This is a genomic window from Cognatiyoonia sp. IB215182 (genome assembly GCF_033963905.1).
Classification (GTDB): Bacteria; Pseudomonadota; Alphaproteobacteria; order Rhodobacterales; family Rhodobacteraceae; genus Yoonia.
The window spans coordinates 479,473-497,482 of record NZ_JAXBMB010000001.1 but is presented as its reverse complement, the minus strand read 5'-3'; the positions used below and the strand labels follow the sequence as shown (position 1 = coordinate 497,482).

Here is an 18,010-nt window from a genome sequence, read left to right as displayed (position 1 = left end):
CGCCCAAACAAGACGCGAGGGATATCATGGGTTTCCTGATCAGGTGGGTCTTTGCCTTTGTACTGCTGGCCGCCACTTACAACCCGACCGCATGGAACTTCGTGCGGTGGAGCCTGGACAATTACGAGACCAACCTGTCGATGACCGTCCTCTTTGGGCTGATCCTGCTGGTGGGCTACATCATCTATCTGCGCGCAACGTTGCGCTCCATTGGGGTATTCGGGATGGTGCTGATCCTTGCCGTCGTGGGCACGATATTGTGGGTACTCTTTGACCAAGGCGTCATCAGCCTCGATAACCCGACCGTAAATACCTGGATCGCAATCGTTGCGTTGTCGATTGTTCTTGCCATTGGATTGAGCTGGTCAATCGTGCGGCGCCGTCTCACCGGACAAACTGACGTGGATGACATCGACGAATAAGGGGCTTTCGGGGGTTGCGGGAAGTCTGCGCAGCTTTTAGATACCGCGTGTTCGCGAACGCCCTGAAAGGCCCCTTATGGAAAACGTCGTTCTCATCATCCACCTGATCCTGGCGCTCAGCCTGATTGGCACGGTGCTCTTGCAGCGCTCTGAAGGGGGCGGGCTTGGCATGGGTGGCGGTGGCGGTGGCGCGACCGGCGGACGCCCGGCTCCCACGGCGATGAGCAAGTTTACATGGATCCTCGCGTCAGCCTTCATCTGCACGTCTATTGCGCTAACCTTGATTTCAGCGAGCGATACGGCGGGATCGTCCGTGACCGATAGGCTGGGCATTCAGGCGGATGATGAGGGCGCACCGGTGCCTGGGCTTGGGGACAGCCTCCTGCCGCCATCTCTGGATGACGCGCCACTCGTCCCAGCGGGCGAATAACCACAATCAGTGGCCGCAAGGCCACGAACAGCAACATGATGTTGGGTCAGCGGTTGCCTCGGCGGTCCGAATCCGCTAGAGCTTAAATCCCGTGATACTGCGAAATTCGACCTTCGCTTTCCCACAAGATTTGGACATTTTCACGGGAGTTCCCAGCCAATGGCGCGTTTCATATTTATAACTGGCGGCGTTGTCTCCTCTCTCGGAAAGGGACTTGCATCGGCGGCGTTGGGGGCGCTCTTGCAGGCGCGCGGTTATTCCGTGCGACTGCGCAAGCTTGACCCTTACCTCAACGTCGACCCCGGCACGATGTCCCCATTTGAGCATGGTGAGGTATTCGTCACCGATGACGGGGCCGAAACCGATCTCGACCTTGGTCACTATGAGCGTTTCACAGGCGTGCCCGCCCGTAAAACGGATTCGGTGAGTTCCGGGCGCATCTATTCCAACGTGCTCGAAAAAGAGCGGCGCGGGGATTATCTGGGCAAAACCATTCAGGTGGTTCCGCATGTCACCAATGAAATCAAGGACTTCATCGCGATTGGTGAAGATGAGGTTGACTTCATGCTCTGCGAAATCGGCGGCACGGTCGGCGACATCGAAGGCCTGCCTTTCTTTGAAGCCATCCGCCAATTCGCCCATGACAAACCGCGCGGCCAATGCATCTTCATGCACCTGACCTTGCTGCCCTATCTCGCGGCATCGGGCGAATTGAAAACCAAGCCCACCCAACACTCCGTCAAGGAACTGCAATCCATCGGAATCGCCCCCGATATTCTCGTCTGCCGGTCCGAACAGCCAATTCCGGACAAGGAACGTGAAAAGATCGCGCTCTTCTGCAATGTCCGGAAGCAAAGCGTCGTCGCGGCCTATGACCTCAAGTCGATCTATGAGGCGCCATTGGCCTATCACGAACAGGGGCTGGATCAGGCTGTGCTGGATGCCTTTAACATCTCACCTGCCCCTGCTCCGAAACTGGATGTCTGGCACGATGTTTATGACCGCATTCATAACCCCGAAGGCAAGGTGAAGGTTGCCATTGTCGGCAAATACACACAACTCGAAGACGCCTACAAATCCATTGCCGAGGCACTGACCCATGGCGGCATGGCCAACCGCGTCAAGGTGCAGATCGAATGGGTCGATGCGGAGCTTTTCGATAACGACGATGCCGCCCCACACCTGCAAGGCTTTCACGCCATCCTCGTCCCCGGTGGCTTTGGAGAACGCGGCACGGAAGGCAAGATCAAGGCCGCCCAATTCGCTCGTGAGCGCAAGATCCCGTATTTGGGCATTTGTTTGGGCATGCAGATGGCCGTAATTGAAGCGGCCCGCAACGTGGCAGGTCTGGAAAAGGCGGGGTCCGAGGAGTTTGACCACGAGGCGGGCAAGAAGCGTTTTGAACCGGTCGTCTATCACCTCAAGGAGTGGGTCCAGGGCAATCACAAGGTCGCCCGCAAGGCCGATGATGACAAAGGTGGGACGATGCGCCTGGGCGCCTATAACGCCACGCTGACCGACGGCTCACAAGTGGCAGAGGTCTATGGCGCGACCGCGATCGAGGAACGCCACCGCCACAGATACGAGGTCGACATCAAGTATCGCGACACGTTGGAAAAGGCCGGGCTGCAGTTTTCGGGCATGTCACCTGACGGCAAACTGCCGGAGATTGTGGAATGGAAAGATCACCCTTGGTTTATCGGCGTGCAGTTCCACCCCGAACTGAAATCAAAGCCCTTTGCACCGCACCCGCTTTTTGCCGATTTCGTAAGGGCCGCGGTTGAAACATCGCGCCTAGTCTAGGCCGCCAGGCTTGCCTGAGTGACTAACACCACATTTTGCAGAAACGGCTCAAAGGGGCGAACTACCAAGACCTGCAGAAGCGAGGACTGCCAAGGTGCGAATGATTGTCCACCGGCCAGACCTGTTCACTTCTCGTGCGATCGACGGACAGTCATGATCGCGCAACTGTCCGTCGGTTCATTATAGGGGGTCCAGCTGATCCATGCTTACGATTTGATCCAAACCTCAACACGGCGGTTGATCCGGCGACCTTCCTCTGTGTTATTGCAACCAGAAGGCGCGATCTCGCCGTAGCCGACTGACTGAATTGTCACATGGGGCAGCTTGTCGCCAGCGGTTTCACGTATTTCTGCAGCAACTTGCGCTGCACGTTGTGCCGAAAGGTTCAAATTGCTGTCGAACTGTCCGACGCCATCGGTAAAGCCGACCATGACGACCTCTGTATTGGCGGGTTGCTGTGCCAGATAGTTGATTAGCCGGTCCTGATCGATCCGACCGCGTTCATCGAGCTGCGACGAACCTGTGCGAAAGCGGAAGGTTGTAGACAGCCTGTCGTAATCTGCCATCTGGCTTAGCATGCTGCGCATGAAACGTGCCTCATAAGCATCCGCATTCGGGTCAAGCAAGGCCCGTGCGCGCCGCCCTTCGAGAGATTGCTCTCGACGATCCACCGCGAAGCCGATGAAACCCGCCTTGCCGATCACGGTGTCTGCGGCTTCGGATGTTGCGTAGTCAAGGAAGGCGTTGCCTTCCTCTGACAGCGTGTCTTCGCGTGAGTAAACATAGAGACGCCGCTGCAACGCATATTCCTCGGTCCGGGCGCTGAAAGCTGTCGGTTCAGTGGCGATGCCACAATCATTGATCAGCGTGACAGGGCGGGCATCGCGCTGAAACGCGTAGCCAACATAAGCGATGGCGCCAAGGTTTTCGATCACTGTGCGCGATGCATCTTGGTTGGATTGCGCAATGATCGCATTGCGCGAAGGGGCAAGCCCGCTATCGCCGAAAATACGGCTTTCGAAGACAGAACGTGTTCCGGACCCGTCAGGGCGGGTCACGACCGTGATTGGCAGATCAGCCCCGCCAACTTCGGCCCAGTTCGCGATCAGACCGGCATAAATCCTACGGACCTGATCAGCCGTAAGTGTGTCGATGTCATTCTCAGGGTTTGTCACAAGAACAAGGCTGTCGATTGCGATGATGTGTTCCTGCGCCGGGTTGATCATGTTGCCTGCGCCATCGTCACGCAATGCACGGGCTTCGGCCGGTCTGATCCTGCGTGAGGCCATACCAATCTCGATCTCATTGGCCAAAAGCTTGCGAAACCCGTCGCTCGAGGTTGTCGAGTTGACGAGAATGCTGCCCATCTCATCGCCATATCCCTGATCATGGACAATACTGGCGACAACCTCGTCGACCGTTCCTGTGGGATCGATATTGACTTTGGCATCCAGTGAGCTGCCATAGCCTTCTAGAATTAATGGCATCAGACCAAGGCCAACGGTATCCGATCCTCCGACCAAAAGCGCTGCCTCGGATGTGGTCGTTTTTGGACAGGCCTGCCCGGTGCATGTCACGCCTTCTGATGAGACACGCATATCGCCCATCACGGTGGATATCAGGTAAGCATTGTCGCGGACTTCTCTGAGGTCGCCCGTCAGATTGATAGAGCCATCGCTGGACGTGAGCGTCACCTGTTGTGACAGCGCCGGGACCGTGCCGGCAAATGCTCCGACAAGCGTCAGCATGCCAAGCGTTATACGTCGTGAAAACTGAGTCATTATACCTCCTAACTTCGCTCTCGAGGGGCATCGACCAACATGACGATGGCCCTTTTTGATGAGCGCTACTCAATGCGACTCTGGACCGTATCCATAAATGCGGAGAAAGTAGGGCAATTGTCACAAAACCTTTACAAAAGTGCAAAAAATAGGTGCAAAAAATAGATATTGCTGCAGCAATACACACAAATTACTGTTTTAAATATAAATTTTTAGTGTAATTTTTTTGCTATACATGAACATATATTGAGCAAAATAGCATAAGTTGTCCGGAAAACACCTTATTCGCCATCAGCCCGCTGCCTCATGGGTGACCAAGACCATCCTCGTCAATCGGTGAAGATACCGACGATTTGGCGAGCGATGCCGCCGACAAAGTTGAAATGTCCGCGCAGCGACATGCGATTGTTCTATCTTCGTCATAATTGGAGCGCGCTGCGGAGTTAGCTTTTCGACGCATTAAGAAAGCTGTCATTGAGCCGCAAAGCTGAAGGGCAGCATCGATCCGGCAAGCCCGTCTCTCGGGCAGCCAAGCCCAAGGTTATGCCTACGCAGTCAAAATCCGAAACTGATCCGCCGCGTCACGACGATGCTGCCGGTCAGTTGGTCTTCGGATTGGGTGATGGGGCTGTCGGCTGCGTCATCCTGCAGCCGGTCATACCGTATCTTACCTGCCACACCCCAAGTATCGTCGAACTGATATGTTGCCTCGGCCTCGACACCCGCGCTGACCAGACCCGCCCCGGCCTCAAACGTCGCGAAGTCGCTTGCGGCACTCTCTTCAGGGCTGACGCCGAAATAGGTCTGGGTAAAGTCCTCACTGCCCCACAAAAGCCGCGGCCCGGCACGTAATGTGACCTGGTCATCGGGGCGGACGATCAGATCACCGCCAAGTTCCGCAACCAGTGCTTCATGTCCGATCACGCCGTAACGCAGTTTTGCGAACAGCTCGTAATCCGGTCTATTGAATTCGAGGCCACCCCCAACCTCGACTGAAAAATCGATATCATCGAGCCCCTCCAGCTCGGGATAGTCATCCGCCGAACGTTCCCCAATGAAACGTGCCGAGCCGCTAAAGCGCAACCCTTCACGCGAACGACCGCCCAGGCTTATTGAGCCGAATTGTAGCCGTTCGAAATCGAAATCTCCTGTCGGTCCGACCTCATTGTCGTCCGCACCGAAATAGCCCGGTTGTGACTGCGCCCCGAGGCCAAGGGTGAAGGCAATTCCGTTGGCTTCTTGCGCATGCGCCATCACCGGCAGGCACAAAAACGGGATTAGTATCTGGCGCATCGCGGCTCTCTCTTTTCACTGCGCGACAGGTAGCCCGCCCCTGCGTCTCGGCAACGCCCCCTTGGCAGTATCCTGCACAATGGTTAGGGCTGGAATGCAGAGGTTCGGGCGAAAGCATGCTGTCTTATCAACATATCTATCATGCAGGCAATCTGGCGGATGTGCACAAGCATAGCCTGCTAGCTTGGGCCTTGGCGTATATGACGCGCAAGGACAAGCCGCTCAGCTATCTTGAGACGCATGCGGGGCGCGGTCTTTATGATTTATCGGATGCGGCATCCGTGAAGACGGGTGAGGCGGCCAAAGGGATCGGGCGCACCAAAGATTGGTTCCCGCCGGACCATCCGTACCGCCGCGTTTTGGAGCGGGTGCGACAAAGCCGCAGGCCGTATGCCTATCCCGGCTCACCCCTGATCGCGGCGGAGATATTGCGCGCCAGTGATACGTTGCACCTTTGCGAGTTACATCCAAAGGAGTTTGCGGCGCTTGAAACCGCCTTGGCGGGTTATGGCGCCGAGCCCAAACAACGAAACGGGTTGGACATGGCCCTGTCCCTTTGCCCGCCCACACCACGGCGCGGCATGTTGCTGGTGGATCCGTCTTATGAGGTGAAATCGGATTATCAGACCATTCCAGCGACATTGACCAAGATCCACCGCAAATGGGGGGTCGGCGTCCTCGTGCTGTGGTATCCGATCTTGGACAGCGCACCGCACAAGCCGATGATTGGCGCGCTGACCTCAGCGATCCCTGATGCGCATGTGCACGAAGTGAAGTTCCCACCTGCGCGGTCAGGTCATCGGATGGTCGGATCGGGGCTTTTCGTCGTGAACGCGCCTTACGGATTTGCCCGGGAAGCGGCACGCCTTTCTAAACTCTTTGAAGATCACCAACAGGCGCTTATGTAACGGGGATGTTTAGTGATCTTCTCAGGCGACTGACCGCCCCCGAACCCGCGCCGCTTGCGCAAACTGACGCCAGACTGGCGCTTGCGGCACTTCTCGTGCGCATTGCGCGCACGGATGGCGACTATGCCGCCGTCGAAATCGCGCAGATCGACCAAAGCCTCGCCCGCCGCTATGGACTTGATGCAGGCGCTGCGGCGGCGTTACGTCAGGAGGCCGAGGCGCTAGAAGCCGAGGCGCCGGACACCGTGCGCTTTACCCGCGCAATTAAGGATGCTGTCGCTTATGAGGAGCGGGTCGGCGTGGTCGAGGCGATGTGGGCGGTTGTCATGGCAGACGGCGTGCGCGACGATGAGGAAGACAGCATGATGCGCATGGCGGCCTCACTTCTTGGCGTGTCGGATCAGGATAGCCATGCTGCACGGCTGCGCGTCAGCGCCGGATGATTGCCAGCCTGCCGATGTATGCGCTGCCCGGCACAGAGGCAGCACATGATCGGTTTTGGGTTCTTGTAAGAGACTATCTGAGGGCGGCTGGGATCGCGGCGCCAGATGCGCTGACGCACATCGATGGCGATTTGCTCAACCATTGGCGCACGCCGGACCTTGTTCTGTCGCAGACCTGCAGCCTTCCTTACCGAAGCCGCTTGCGCGATCACGTCACACTGATTGGCACACCTGACTACGGGGTTGAGGGCTGTCCGCCCGGCTACTACCGGAGTGTCATCATCGCCCGTTCAGATGATGCTCGCGATGATCTTGAGGCCTTCTGCAGCAGCCGCTTTGCGTTGAACGATCCCTTATCGCAATCGGGCTGGGCCGCTCTGGCCTTAGAGCGGCCGGAGGTTTTGCAAGGCCCACAGATGATCACTGGATCGCATCGCGCGTCGATGAATGCCGTACAGCGGGGTGCGGCGGATTTTGCCGCCATTGACGCGGTGACATATCACAGCCTCGCAAACGCCGGAGAAACGAATGGGCTCCGAATACTGGAACAGACCCGACCTACACCTGGCCTCCCGTTCATCGCGGCGAAAAGTGTTCCGGCACTGCCGGTTTTCCAAGCACTGCGCGCTGCGATTGACGCTTTGGACCCCGAAGATAGAGAGTCGCTTGGACTGCGCGCCCTCGTCGCACTGCCCCCAGACGCCTATGATTTGCCCATTCCGCCTGCACCGCATGCAAATGCCGTCTGACCACACGTCAATCCGCCGAATGCGATTGCAAATGGTTAAGAAATAGGCCCTAATCCCGCGGTCAATAAGAAAAAGCTGCCCGCCAACGTGACCGATTCCACCCCCGTTATCGATATCCGCGACCTGCATAAGGCTTATGGCGATCTTGAGGTGATCAAGGGTGTCAACATTACTGCCGCTGCCGGGCATGTCGTGTCGCTGATCGGCTCATCGGGTTCCGGCAAATCCACCATTTTGCGCTGCGCCAACCTCCTGGAAGACAGCCAGCAGGGCGATATCCTTTTTTGCGGTGAGCCGGTTGTCTGGAAAGGCACGGGGTCGCGCAGGCATCCGGGGGATCATCAACAGATGATCCGTATTCGTACCAACCTTTCGATGGTGTTTCAGCAGTTCAACCTCTGGGCCCATATGACCATCCTTCAGAACGTGATGGAGGCACCGCTGACGGTCCTGAAACGCGACCGGGCCGAGGTTGAGGCGGCGGCACGCAAATACCTCGACAAAGTGGGGATCGGCGATAAATGCGACGCTTATCCCGCACAGCTTTCCGGTGGCCAGCAACAGCGCGCCGCCATCGCGCGGGCTTTGTGCATGGAACCGAAGGCGCTCTTGTTCGACGAACCGACCAGCGCGCTTGACCCCGAACTGGAGCAGGAAGTCGTGAAAGTGATCAAGGATCTGGCCGCCGAAGGCCGCACCATGATCATCGTCACCCACGACATGCGCCTCGCTGCCGATGTCAGCGATCATGTCGTCTTTCTGCATCAAGGCAAGATCGCCGAAGAAGGCCCGCCCGACGTGCTTTTCGGCCACCCAAAAACCGAACGCTTGCGCGGCTTTCTGTCCGCAACGGCATCCTAATCATTCAACTGGGAGACTACCAATGAAGAACCTGATCCTTTCCACGGCAGCACTCGCACTGACCGCTGGCATGGCGCTGGCCGACGGCCATTCCGTCGTGCGCATGGGCACCGAGGGCGCCTACCCTCCGTACAACTTCCTCAATGACGATGGCGAAATCGACGGGTTTGAGCGTGAGGTCGGTGATGAGATGTGCGCCCGTGCCGAGCTGACCTGTGAATGGGTCACCAATGAGTGGGACAGCATCATCCCGAATCTCGTTTCGGGCAACTACGATACAATCATCGCGGGCATGTCGATCACCGCAGAACGTGATGAAGTCATAGATTTCACACAGAACTACTATCCACCAACCGAGTCTGCATTTGTCGCAGCATCTGAGGATGTCGATCTGGAAGGTGGCGTGATTGCCGCTCAGACCGCCACCATCCAGGCCGGTTACGTGACCGAAACTGGTGCCGCCCTGCTCGAATTCCCTACCCCGGATGAGACTATCGCTGCCGTCCGCGCCGGTGAAGCCGACGCGGTTTTCGCCGACAAAGACTTCCTCGCCCCCATCGTCGAAGCCTCGGGTGGTGAGCTGATGTTCGTGGGCGCAGGTGTCCCGCTTGGCGGTGGCATTGGCATGGGTATCCGCGAAAGCGATACCGAGCTGCGTGAAAAGATGGATGCGGCGATCACCTCGATGAAGGAAGACGGCACGCTCAACGAGATGCTCGTCAAATGGTTCGGCGACGACATCACGCTTTACTAAGACCCTTTGCGCCCCGCCCCGCGCGGGGCGCAACCCTAGCCCGAGGCATCCCGCATTTTCAGCTATTGCACTGATCCTGCCGCACTTGACGGATTGGCGTGGTTTTCATGCTATCTGACAACCGGCAAACATATGTCGATCTATTACGCGGTCGGCACGGTGCTGTTGCTGTTGGCGATCACGGCCCCCTTGTCGCTTGCCTTCGGCTTTGGTGGTGCGACGGCGGCACGTAGCCAAATCCTGCCCCTGCGCTGGTTCGGGAACACCTATATCGCGATTGTGCGCGGTGTGCCGGATATCGCCTTTTTCCTCTTCTTTGTCATAGCGCTCGACCAGGCGTTTGAGTATCTGCGCCACCGCATCAAATGCCCCGATTGGGAGGCCGAGGTCTGGCAGGGCAACGATTTCATCGTCTGTGCCGCCGCCAAACTCCCCTTGGGCAATGCGCCGCAATGGGTGCATGAGACTTACGGATTTTCCCTCGCCGTCCTGACCTTCGCCATCGTTTTCGGGGCCTTTGCTGCCAATGTCCTTTTCGGCGCGATGCGGGCCGTGCCGCGCGGCCAGATTGAGACGGCAGAGGCCTATGGCATGACATCACGCCAGACCTTCTGGCGCGTGATCGTCCCACAGATGTGGGTCTATGCGCTGCCGGGCCTGTCGAACCTCTGGATGGTGCTGATCAAGGCGACACCCTTGCTGTTCCTCCTCGGCGTCGAGGATATCGTCTACTGGGCCCGCGAATTGGGCGGCACGAAAACCCCACAATTCACCGACTACCCCCATGGCGACTGGCGCATGTGGTATTTCCTCGCACTGCTTGTCTTCTATCTCGGTTTCACCAAAATCTCGGAAGTCGTGCTTGACCGGATCATGGCGCGCCTGACCCATGGCCAGGCCGCGGCAGCGGGCGAGGCCCAACGCAAGGCCGCCGCATGAGTTGCTGGGAAACGATCGCCGATTACGCCTTCCGCAGCCTCGGCTATGGCGAGCGGCTGTTGCCACGCAGCGATTTCACGCTGTGCCAGCAATTCACGCTGATCGGCTCCGGCATGATCTGGAATATCTATTTCGGATTCTTCGCGCTGACCTCCGGCTTTCTCTTGGCCACCGGCGTCGCCGTGGGCAAGGCCGCCCGCAACCCGCTCATCCGCAAACCGGCAGAGTGGTTCATCTTTCTCTTCCGCGGCTCCCCGCTCTTTATCCAGTTCTTCTTCGCCTATTTCCTGTTCCTAAACCTCAAGGGCGTCTCGGACTTCTTTGACCCCTTCACCTCGGCTTGGGCGGGCGCACTTCTGGTCCTGTTTCTGAACACCGCAGCCTATTCGGGTGAGATTTTCTTTGGCGCGCTGAAATCGATCCCCAAGGGCGATATCGAAGCCGCCGACGCCTACGGCCTTTCCGGCTGGGCGCGGTTCCGCCGCGTGATCTGGCCCACAATGCTGCGCCTCGCCTGGCCCGCCTATACGAACGAGGCGATCTTTCTTTTCCACGCCACAACGCTGGTCTTCTTTTCCGGCTTCCCGGCGGCGCAACAACGGGGCGATGCGCTCTATTACGCAAACTACTTCGCCGACAAGACGTTCAACCCCTTCATCCCCTATCCGATCCTTGCCGGGTACTTCATCCTGCTTACGCTCGTGATCATCGGGATCTTCGGGCTGATCAATCGGCGTCTTAACCGGCACCTGCCGCAGCAAACACGCCAAAAAATGAAACTCAGGCCGCAGATCATCCGCTAGAACACAAACGGCAATGATCCCCGCCTATCAGAGCGCCCGCTTGCGACCAATCTTGTCCCACGATAGCGTGAGGCGAGGCCAACGATGTGGTGATCTATGAAAATCGGTATCCTGCAAACGGGACACGCGCCAGATGCGCTGCGGGACGATCTTGGCGATTATGAACATCTGTTTCAGCGATTGCTGGATGGGCATGATTTCGAATTCGAGACCTGGATTGTGGTGGATATGGATTTTCCTGCCGCCATTGATCTGTGCGAGGGATGGCTGATCACCGGCTCAAAGCATGGCGCCTATGAGGATCATCCCTTTATTCCACCGCTCGAGGCGATGATCCGTTACATCTACGCCGCCGACATCCCGCTGGTCGGCGTGTGCTTTGGCCACCAGATCATTGCGCAAGCCCTAGGCGGGAAGGTCGAGAAGTTTGGCGGTGGCTGGGCGGTCGGGCGTCAGACCTATGACTGGGAAGGCGAAACCATTGCCTTGAACGCCTGGCATCAGGATCAGGTTGTGGAGCGTCCGGCGGCGGCACGCATCGTGGCAACGAATGGTTTTTGCGACAACGCGGCCCTCATCTACGGCCAGAAAGCATTCACCGTGCAACCGCATCCGGAGTTCGGTGCTGACTTCGTGGCAGGTCTTGCCCGGCATCGCGGGCCTGGGATCGTGCCGCAGAACCAGCTTGATGAGGTGGCTGCGAACCTCAACGAGCCCGTTGCGAATGAACGACTTGCTGCGCAAATCGCTTCATTTTTCAAGTCGCGATCCATCTCATGACCTGGGTCGATCAGATCCCGCCTGCCGCCCAAACCTATCTGCAGGAAAACCGGCTGGACGAGGTGGAATGCGTTATCGCCGACCTGCCCGGCATCGCACGTGGCAAGGCGGTGCCAGCGGGCAAATGGGAAAAACAGGCGCATTTTCACCTGCCCAATTCGATCTTCTTTCAGACCATCACCGGCGATTGGGGCGAGGCGGCGGGGCCAGACGGCTTTCTCGAACCCGACATGGTGCTGAAACCCGATCTGTCGACCACCACAGCGGCCCCTTGGGCCGATGATGGGACCTTGCAGGTTATCCACGACGCCTTCGATCAAAAGGGAGAGCCGGTCCCCTTTGCACCACGCAACGTACTGCGGCGCGTCGTCGGGCTTTACGAAGCCGAAGGTTGGACCCCTGTCGTCGCCCCTGAAATGGAGTTCTACCTCGTCGCTCGCAACATCGACCCGGCCAAGGAAATCGAACCGATGATGGGCCGCACCGGGCGCCCGGCTGCTGGGCGGCAGGCCTATTCAATGTCCGCCGTGGACGATTACGGGCCGGTGATCGATGACATTTATGAATTCGCTGAAATCCAGGGATTTGAAATCGACGGCATCGCGCAGGAAGGCGGTGCCGGACAGCTAGAGATCAACCTGCGCCATGGTCATCCGGTGAAACTGGCCGATGAGGTGTTTTATTTTAAACGGCTCATCCGGGAAGCGGCCCTGAAACACGACTGTTTCGCCACCTTCATGGCCAAACCGATTGAGGGTGAGCCGGGCTCGGCCATGCATGTGCATCACTCGATCCTGGATGAGACGGGCCGCAACATCTTCACCGGCCCGCAGGGTGGTGAGACGGATGCGTTCTTTCACTTTATCGGCGGCCTGCAGGAGCACATGCCCAGCGTGATCGCGATGATCGCACCTTACGTGAACAGCTACCGCCGCTACGTGCGCGACCATGCTGCGCCCATCAACCTCGAATGGGGGCGCGACAACCGCACGACGGGCATCCGCATTCCCGTCTCACCACCCGAGGCGCGCCGGGTTGAAAACCGTCTCGCCGGGATGGATTGCAACCCATATCTCTGTATCGCGGCCTCACTTGCCTGCGGGTACTTAGGCATGAAGAACGAGATCCGGCCCGACAAAAGATGGCGCGGTGATGCGTACGAGTCCGAGGATGAAATCCCGCAAGGGCTTTACACCGCACTTGATCTTTTTGATGAAGCAGAAGCGATGCATCATGTGTTGGGGCCGGAATTTGCACGGGTCTATTCGATTGTGAAACGCGCTGAATACAACGAATTCCTGCAGGTGATCAGCCCGTGGGAACGCGAACATCTGTTGCTGAACGTATGATCTGGCATGGGCTGATCATAATCGCGCTGACCGCGCTGACGCAGATCGGCGGCATCGCCTGGGGTCTGGCGCTTTTGTTGCGGATGGCGTTCGGGCGGTTTCTCCTATCCTTTCTCGTCGTCTATCTGGGACTCACTGTGGTTGCTCACTACACAGCCCCGCTGGCCGGGCGGGAACCCCTGCCCTGCCTTGATGCAGGCCCCAACCAGATTGCTGTGCTCAACCCGCTTTATTGCGCGCTCAACCGCCACTACGTGAACCCGGAGATGAAGGCGCATGCCGACGCGTTGGCCGCCCATATGCATGAAAGCTTTCCCGGAACACGCACACGCGCCCTTGATGCCAGCTTTCCCTTTATTGACGGCTTCGCGATGTTGCCGCACCTGTCCCATGATGATGGCAACAAGCTTGACCTCGCCTTCTACTACACTGATCAGAGCGGAGAGTACCGGCTAGGTCAGACCAAATCCTTTATCGGCTATTGGGGGTTTGAGCAGCCGGGGCCCGGTGACCCGCAACCCTGCGCCAGCGATACGGGCATTTCATTGCGGTGGGATGTCGCTTGGGCGCAACCCTACTTGCGGGATTGGCCGCTTGATGCGGCACGAACGGGTGAGGCGTTGCGATGGCTCGCCGAGAACCCGGTCGGAAGCGATTACAAGATCTTTGTCGAACCCTATCTGGCCGAACGTCTCGGTGTCTCAAGCGACGCCATCCGGTTTCAGGGCTGTAGTGCCGCACGCCACGACGATCATATTCACCTAGAGTTCACAACGGGTTGAACTGATGAACCCGCTTTATCGCAACGACACGCCAGGCCAGCTCCCCAAAAGCTGGTACACGGCCAGCGCGGATGTGCCGCCCGAGCGGCCGCCGCTTTACGGTGAGACCAAGGCGGATGTCTGCATTGTCGGTGCCGGGTTTACGGGGCTGTCGGCCGCATGGCATCTGGCGCAAAAGGGCATGGATGTTGTCGAGCTTGATGCGCATAGGCCCGGCTTTGGCGCGTCGGGCCGGAATGGTGGGCAGGTGGGCAGCGGCTTTAATGCGGGTCAGACCGATCTGGAAAAACGCTACGGACGTCAGATGGCCCAAGATCTGTGGGCACTGGCGGAAGAAGCGAAAGCCGATATTCGCGACCTTTGTGCCAACCACATTCCCGAGGCGCAGTATAAACCCGGGATTGCCCATGGCTGCTATAGCGCCAGGGAAGCGGCAGAATATGCTGATGAGGCGGTACATCTGGCTGCACAATACGGCTATGATCAAGTTACGCCGATGGATGCAGATGCGTTTCGCGATCTCGTCAAATCGCCGCGTTATCGGGGCGGCATCCTGGATCATGGTGCAGGCCACATTCACCCGCTCCGCTATGCGCTGGGATTGGCCCGATTGGCCGAAGACGCGGGCGCGCGGCTTTATGATCGGTCGGAGGTCCACGACATTGTCGAAGGCGACACTGTTCTTTTGCGCACCAATCGCGGATGCGTCCGGGCAAAGCACGCGATCCTCGCGGGCAATGGCTACCTGCCCAATCTTACCCGAACGGTCGCAGCCAAGGTGATGCCAATCAACAGCTTCATTTGCGCAACCGAACCACTTGGCGACAGGGCTGCAGAGATATTGGCCAGCGACGTAGCGGTAGCTGACAGCAAATTCGTCGTGAGTTACTACCGGATGTCGGAAGACAACCGTTTTCTCTTTGGCGGGCGCGAAAGCTACGGCATTGGATTTCCCAAGGACATCAGCACGGCGCTCATCGCACGGATGACGCATCTGTTTCCTCAATTGAAAGGTGTGGGGGTCGACTATGTCTGGGGCGGCACCTTGGGCATTACCATGACCCGCCTGCCCGCGATCCAGCGTGTGGCACCAAACATCCTTTCCGGAGCAGGCTTCTCCGGCCATGGCGTCGCACTATCAGGGCTCGCGGGGAAGGTGATGGCCGAAGCCGTCGCGGGCCAAGCCGGACGGTTCGACACTCTCGCGGCGCTTAAGGTGCCCAACTTCCCGGGTGGGCCCGCTATGCGCGCACCTCTGTTGACACTGGCCATGTCATGGTATGCTTTGCGCGACAGGCTGGGTATTTGACGCCGATGTCACAGGCTTGTGACATGCAGGCTGCTAACCCTTTGGCCAACAACAACGACAAGGAGCAGTGCCATGTCCCAAGTGCCCAATGTCTATGATGCCGAACCCATTCCCGACGCCGCACTTGTGAGCGTACGGCAATTGCTGCAATCGGGTGATCTCTTCCGCTACACCTCTGACAATTCGCCTGTTGCCTTGCTTGAAGCGGAGTTTGCACGCGCATTGGGTGCAAAATACGCCCTTGCCGTCTCGTCCTGCTCGGCGGCCCTGTTCCTGTCGCTTAAGGCGTTGGGGCTGCCGCGTGACGCAAAGGTACTGATCCCGGCCTTCACCTTTGGGGCCGTGCCATCATCGATCGTCCATGCCGATTGCGTACCGGTTCTTTGCGAATGCAGCGATAACTACCGGATCGACCTCGATGATTTCGCGAAGAAGCTGCCTGAGGTGGATGCCGTTATCATCAGCCATATGCGGGGTCATACGTCGGATATGGATGCGATCATGGCGCTTAGCGATGCGGCTGATACGCCAGTGATCGAGGATGCGGCGCACTCGCTCGGCACCACTTGGGGCGGCAAGAACATTGGGACAATTGGCAAGATCGGTTGCTTTAGCTTTCAGTCCTACAAGCTCTTGAACGCTGGCGAAGGCGGCATTATGATCACTGATGATGCGGACCTGATTGCCCGCGCTGTCATCATGTCCGGCGCGTATGAGCATAACTGGAAAAAGCATCCTGTGCTGCAGGCCGCCTTTGCCAAGTGGCAGAACAAGCTGCCGCTTTATAACCAGCGGCTCAATGTATTGTCGGCGGCGGTGATCCGTCCACAACTTGACGAGCTTCCGCGCCGGATCAAGCAGGGACGGCGCAATCATGATCATGTGGCCGCCCAGCTTAATCAGTCGCCTTGGCTGCAAGTACCCGCAAAGCTGCCGCCGGAAGAGCGGGCACCGGATTCCATCCAGTTCAATCTGATCGACATGTCCGCAGACGAGACGGCGCGCTTTGTCGCCGCTGCCAAGGCCGCTGGGGTAAGCGTGCAGGTCTTTGGGCAAAGCGCGGATAATGCGCGCGCGTTCTGGAACTGGCAGTTCCTGACGGATGTTCCCGACCTGCCGCAGACCCGCGCGATGCTGATGCGGGCTTGTGATGTCAGATTACCTGCAAGGCTGACTTTGGCGGAATGTGATGTGATCGCCGAGATCATCCTGAATGCGGTCACGCAGGTAATGGACTCGGCAGGTGAAAAAGCAGCGCAAGTCGCGAGCAACGCGTAGCGTTACTTGCTGATCTTGGAGAGTTTCTCCTGCAATGCAGCGAGCTGATCCTTGATCTGGTCCAGATCGTCCCCATCATCTTTCGACTCTGACTTGCTGACCCCCGGCATCATGCCCCCAGTCATTGCGTTAAAGAACGCCTCTTGCTGGGCGCGCATCGCCTCAAAACCGGGCATGGCGGCCATAGGGTTGGCCTTCGTCATGTTCTCCATGGCTTTCGACTGCCCCTCGCGCAGCATCTCGAAACTGGCTTGCAGGAATTGCGGCACGACAGACGCCGCCTGGCTGGTATAGCTACGCACGAGATCTGTCAGGACATCAACGGGTAACACATTTTCACCGCGGCTTTCGTGCTCTGCGATAATCTGCAACAGATATTGACGCGTCAGGTCATCACCGGATTTCAAATCGACAATCTGCACATCGCGTCCTTCACGGATGAAAACAGCGATGTCTTCCAAGGTCACATAGTCGCTCGTTTCCGTATTATACAGACGGCGGCTCGCATAGCGCTTGATCAGTAGCGGTTTGTTATTGTCGGTCACGGGCGTCCCTCCCAAGACATAGTGCGCTGTCGGCAAGCCTATGCTGCGTCTGCAAGAAAGGAAAGCAAATCCTGCTCGGGTCACTTAGCGGAACAGGACGTTCGGCGGCCACTGACCGTGGAAACAAATGACGGCCCGCGCAATGCAGACCGTCATTCGAAAAACAGACCCCTAGGGAGGATGGGGTTGTTTTGGGCGTTACTTACTTTGCGGCAGCTGTTGCTTTCTTCGCAGCGGCTGTCACTTCGTTGGTCGCTTTTTTCGCAGCGGCAGTCATGTCCTCGGACAGATCCTTACCAGCGGCCAGAACCAGTTCCATGGTCTGTGTCTGCACTTTTTTCGCGATCTCAGCGAAAGCAGACATATGCTCTGCAGCGCTTTCAGCAGAAGCCGATGCGAAGTCTGTCATCGCTTTTGCGTAGTCAGCAGGCTCTGCCTTTGCTTTGGACATCGCTTCCATCTTGGCGATGGTGTCTTGTGTCCATTTCGCGGACAATTCAGCCGACTTGCCAGCTGCGTCCAGAGCAACAGCAGACATTTTTTCTGCCAGCGTTGTCTGGTTCTTGAACTGCTCTTCCATTGCCTTTGTGTCGACAGGGAATGCACCCATCATGTCTTTGAAGATGGCGGTGAAGTCTTGTGTCTTTGCCATTTGATCAGTCTCACTTTCAGTACTAGCGGAGCCCCCTCCGCGTTTATCTCGTGACACCAATATGCATGCTGCACCGCAGCATTTCAAGTCTTTTTTCTGCACTGCAGCATATTTTTCTGCATGCGCAAA

19 protein-coding genes are annotated in these 18,010 nt (G+C 57.8%); 15 read left to right on the top strand and 4 right to left on the bottom strand.

What is annotated here, in order from left to right; genetic code table 11:
• Positions 1–26: 26 nt before the first annotated feature.
• The 3 genes from SLH47_RS02565 (at position 27) to SLH47_RS02555 (ending at position 2,655) form a co-directional block, all read left to right on the top strand.
• Positions 27–422, top strand: a complete 396-nt coding sequence (locus SLH47_RS02565) for a DUF6524 family protein (RefSeq protein ID WP_320237775.1) — start codon at positions 27–29, stop codon at positions 420–422.
• Positions 423–498: 76 nt separating this feature from the next.
• Positions 499–852, top strand: coding sequence for a preprotein translocase subunit SecG (gene secG / locus SLH47_RS02560; protein ID WP_320237774.1), 354 nt, complete (start codon positions 499–501; stop codon positions 850–852).
• A 159-nt stretch (positions 853–1,011) separates the two neighbouring features.
• Positions 1,012–2,655 (top strand): CTP synthase, encoded by a 1,644-nt coding sequence (locus SLH47_RS02555; protein ID WP_320237773.1) that lies wholly within the window; start codon positions 1,012–1,014, stop codon positions 2,653–2,655.
• Between the two features lie 206 nt (positions 2,656–2,861).
• On the opposite strand, the gene SLH47_RS02550 is transcribed toward SLH47_RS02555, so the two are convergent.
• Both SLH47_RS02550 and SLH47_RS02545 read right to left on the bottom strand, forming a co-directional pair.
• Positions 2,862–4,436 carry a phosphate ABC transporter substrate-binding/OmpA family protein gene (locus SLH47_RS02550; protein WP_320237772.1) on the bottom strand — a complete coding sequence of 525 codons (1,575 nt, stop codon included), beginning with the start codon at positions 4,434–4,436 and terminating at the stop codon, positions 2,862–2,864.
• A gap of 555 nt (positions 4,437–4,991) precedes the next feature.
• Positions 4,992–5,729 (bottom strand): MipA/OmpV family protein, encoded by a 738-nt coding sequence (locus SLH47_RS02545; RefSeq protein WP_320237771.1) that lies wholly within the window; start codon positions 5,727–5,729, stop codon positions 4,992–4,994.
• 116 nt (positions 5,730–5,845) lie between these two features.
• On the opposite strand from SLH47_RS02545, the gene rlmJ reads away from it, so the two are divergent.
• The 12 genes from rlmJ to SLH47_RS02485 all read left to right on the top strand — a co-directional run bounded on the left by rlmJ (position 5,846) and on the right by SLH47_RS02485 (position 16,684).
• Positions 5,846–6,637: a 23S rRNA (adenine(2030)-N(6))-methyltransferase RlmJ gene (gene rlmJ, locus SLH47_RS02540; protein ID WP_320237770.1), complete on the top strand. Its 792-nt coding sequence runs from the start codon at positions 5,846–5,848 to the stop codon at positions 6,635–6,637.
• Positions 6,638–6,642: 5 nt separating this feature from the next.
• Positions 6,643–7,080: a TerB family tellurite resistance protein gene (locus SLH47_RS02535; protein ID WP_320237769.1), complete on the top strand. Its 438-nt coding sequence runs from the start codon at positions 6,643–6,645 to the stop codon at positions 7,078–7,080.
• Positions 7,077–7,829: a phosphate/phosphite/phosphonate ABC transporter substrate-binding protein gene (locus tag SLH47_RS02530; protein WP_320237768.1), complete on the top strand. Its 753-nt coding sequence runs from the start codon at positions 7,077–7,079 to the stop codon at positions 7,827–7,829. Before SLH47_RS02535 ends, SLH47_RS02530 begins: the two co-directional genes overlap by 4 nt.
• Before the next feature lie 87 nt (positions 7,830–7,916).
• Positions 7,917–8,690, top strand: coding sequence for an amino acid ABC transporter ATP-binding protein (locus SLH47_RS02525; protein WP_320237767.1), 774 nt, complete (start codon positions 7,917–7,919; stop codon positions 8,688–8,690).
• Between the two features lie 22 nt (positions 8,691–8,712).
• Entirely contained in the window at positions 8,713–9,444 is a 732-nt protein-coding gene (locus SLH47_RS02520; RefSeq protein ID WP_320237766.1) for a transporter substrate-binding domain-containing protein, read from the top strand.
• Positions 9,445–9,498: 54 nt separating this feature from the next.
• Entirely contained in the window at positions 9,499–10,383 is an 885-nt protein-coding gene (locus SLH47_RS02515; RefSeq protein ID WP_320237977.1) for an ABC transporter permease, read from the top strand.
• A complete protein-coding gene (locus SLH47_RS02510; RefSeq protein ID WP_320237765.1) occupies positions 10,380–11,186 on the top strand; it encodes an ABC transporter permease subunit in 807 nt (268 codons plus the stop codon). The genes SLH47_RS02515 and SLH47_RS02510 overlap by 4 nt, the downstream gene beginning before the upstream one ends.
• A gap of 96 nt (positions 11,187–11,282) precedes the next feature.
• Entirely contained in the window at positions 11,283–11,966 is a 684-nt protein-coding gene (locus tag SLH47_RS02505) for a type 1 glutamine amidotransferase (protein WP_320237764.1), read from the top strand.
• Positions 11,963–13,315, top strand: coding sequence for a glutamine synthetase family protein (locus SLH47_RS02500; protein ID WP_320237763.1), 1,353 nt, complete (start codon positions 11,963–11,965; stop codon positions 13,313–13,315). The genes SLH47_RS02505 and SLH47_RS02500 overlap by 4 nt, the downstream gene beginning before the upstream one ends.
• Positions 13,282–14,097, top strand: coding sequence for a hypothetical protein (locus SLH47_RS02495; protein ID WP_320237762.1), 816 nt, complete (start codon positions 13,282–13,284; stop codon positions 14,095–14,097). Before SLH47_RS02500 ends, SLH47_RS02495 begins: the two co-directional genes overlap by 34 nt.
• 4 nt (positions 14,098–14,101) lie before the next feature.
• Positions 14,102–15,406: an FAD-binding oxidoreductase gene (locus tag SLH47_RS02490; RefSeq protein WP_320237761.1), complete on the top strand. Its 1,305-nt coding sequence runs from the start codon at positions 14,102–14,104 to the stop codon at positions 15,404–15,406.
• Positions 15,407–15,478: 72 nt separating this feature from the next.
• Positions 15,479–16,684 (top strand): DegT/DnrJ/EryC1/StrS family aminotransferase, encoded by a 1,206-nt coding sequence (locus tag SLH47_RS02485; protein WP_320237760.1) that lies wholly within the window; start codon positions 15,479–15,481, stop codon positions 16,682–16,684.
• Between the two features lie 2 nt (positions 16,685–16,686).
• Here SLH47_RS02485 and phaR read toward each other — a convergent pair whose 3' ends face one another.
• The gene (phaR, locus tag SLH47_RS02480) at positions 16,687–17,229 is read right to left on the bottom strand and encodes a polyhydroxyalkanoate synthesis repressor PhaR (RefSeq protein WP_320237759.1); all 543 of its coding nucleotides are present in this window, start codon (positions 17,227–17,229) and stop codon (positions 16,687–16,689) included.
• A 202-nt stretch (positions 17,230–17,431) separates the two neighbouring features.
• Complete coding sequence (locus SLH47_RS02475; protein ID WP_320237976.1) at positions 17,432–17,881, bottom strand: phasin family protein; 450 nt, start codon at positions 17,879–17,881, stop codon at positions 17,432–17,434.
• Positions 17,882–18,010: the final 129 nt, after the last annotated feature.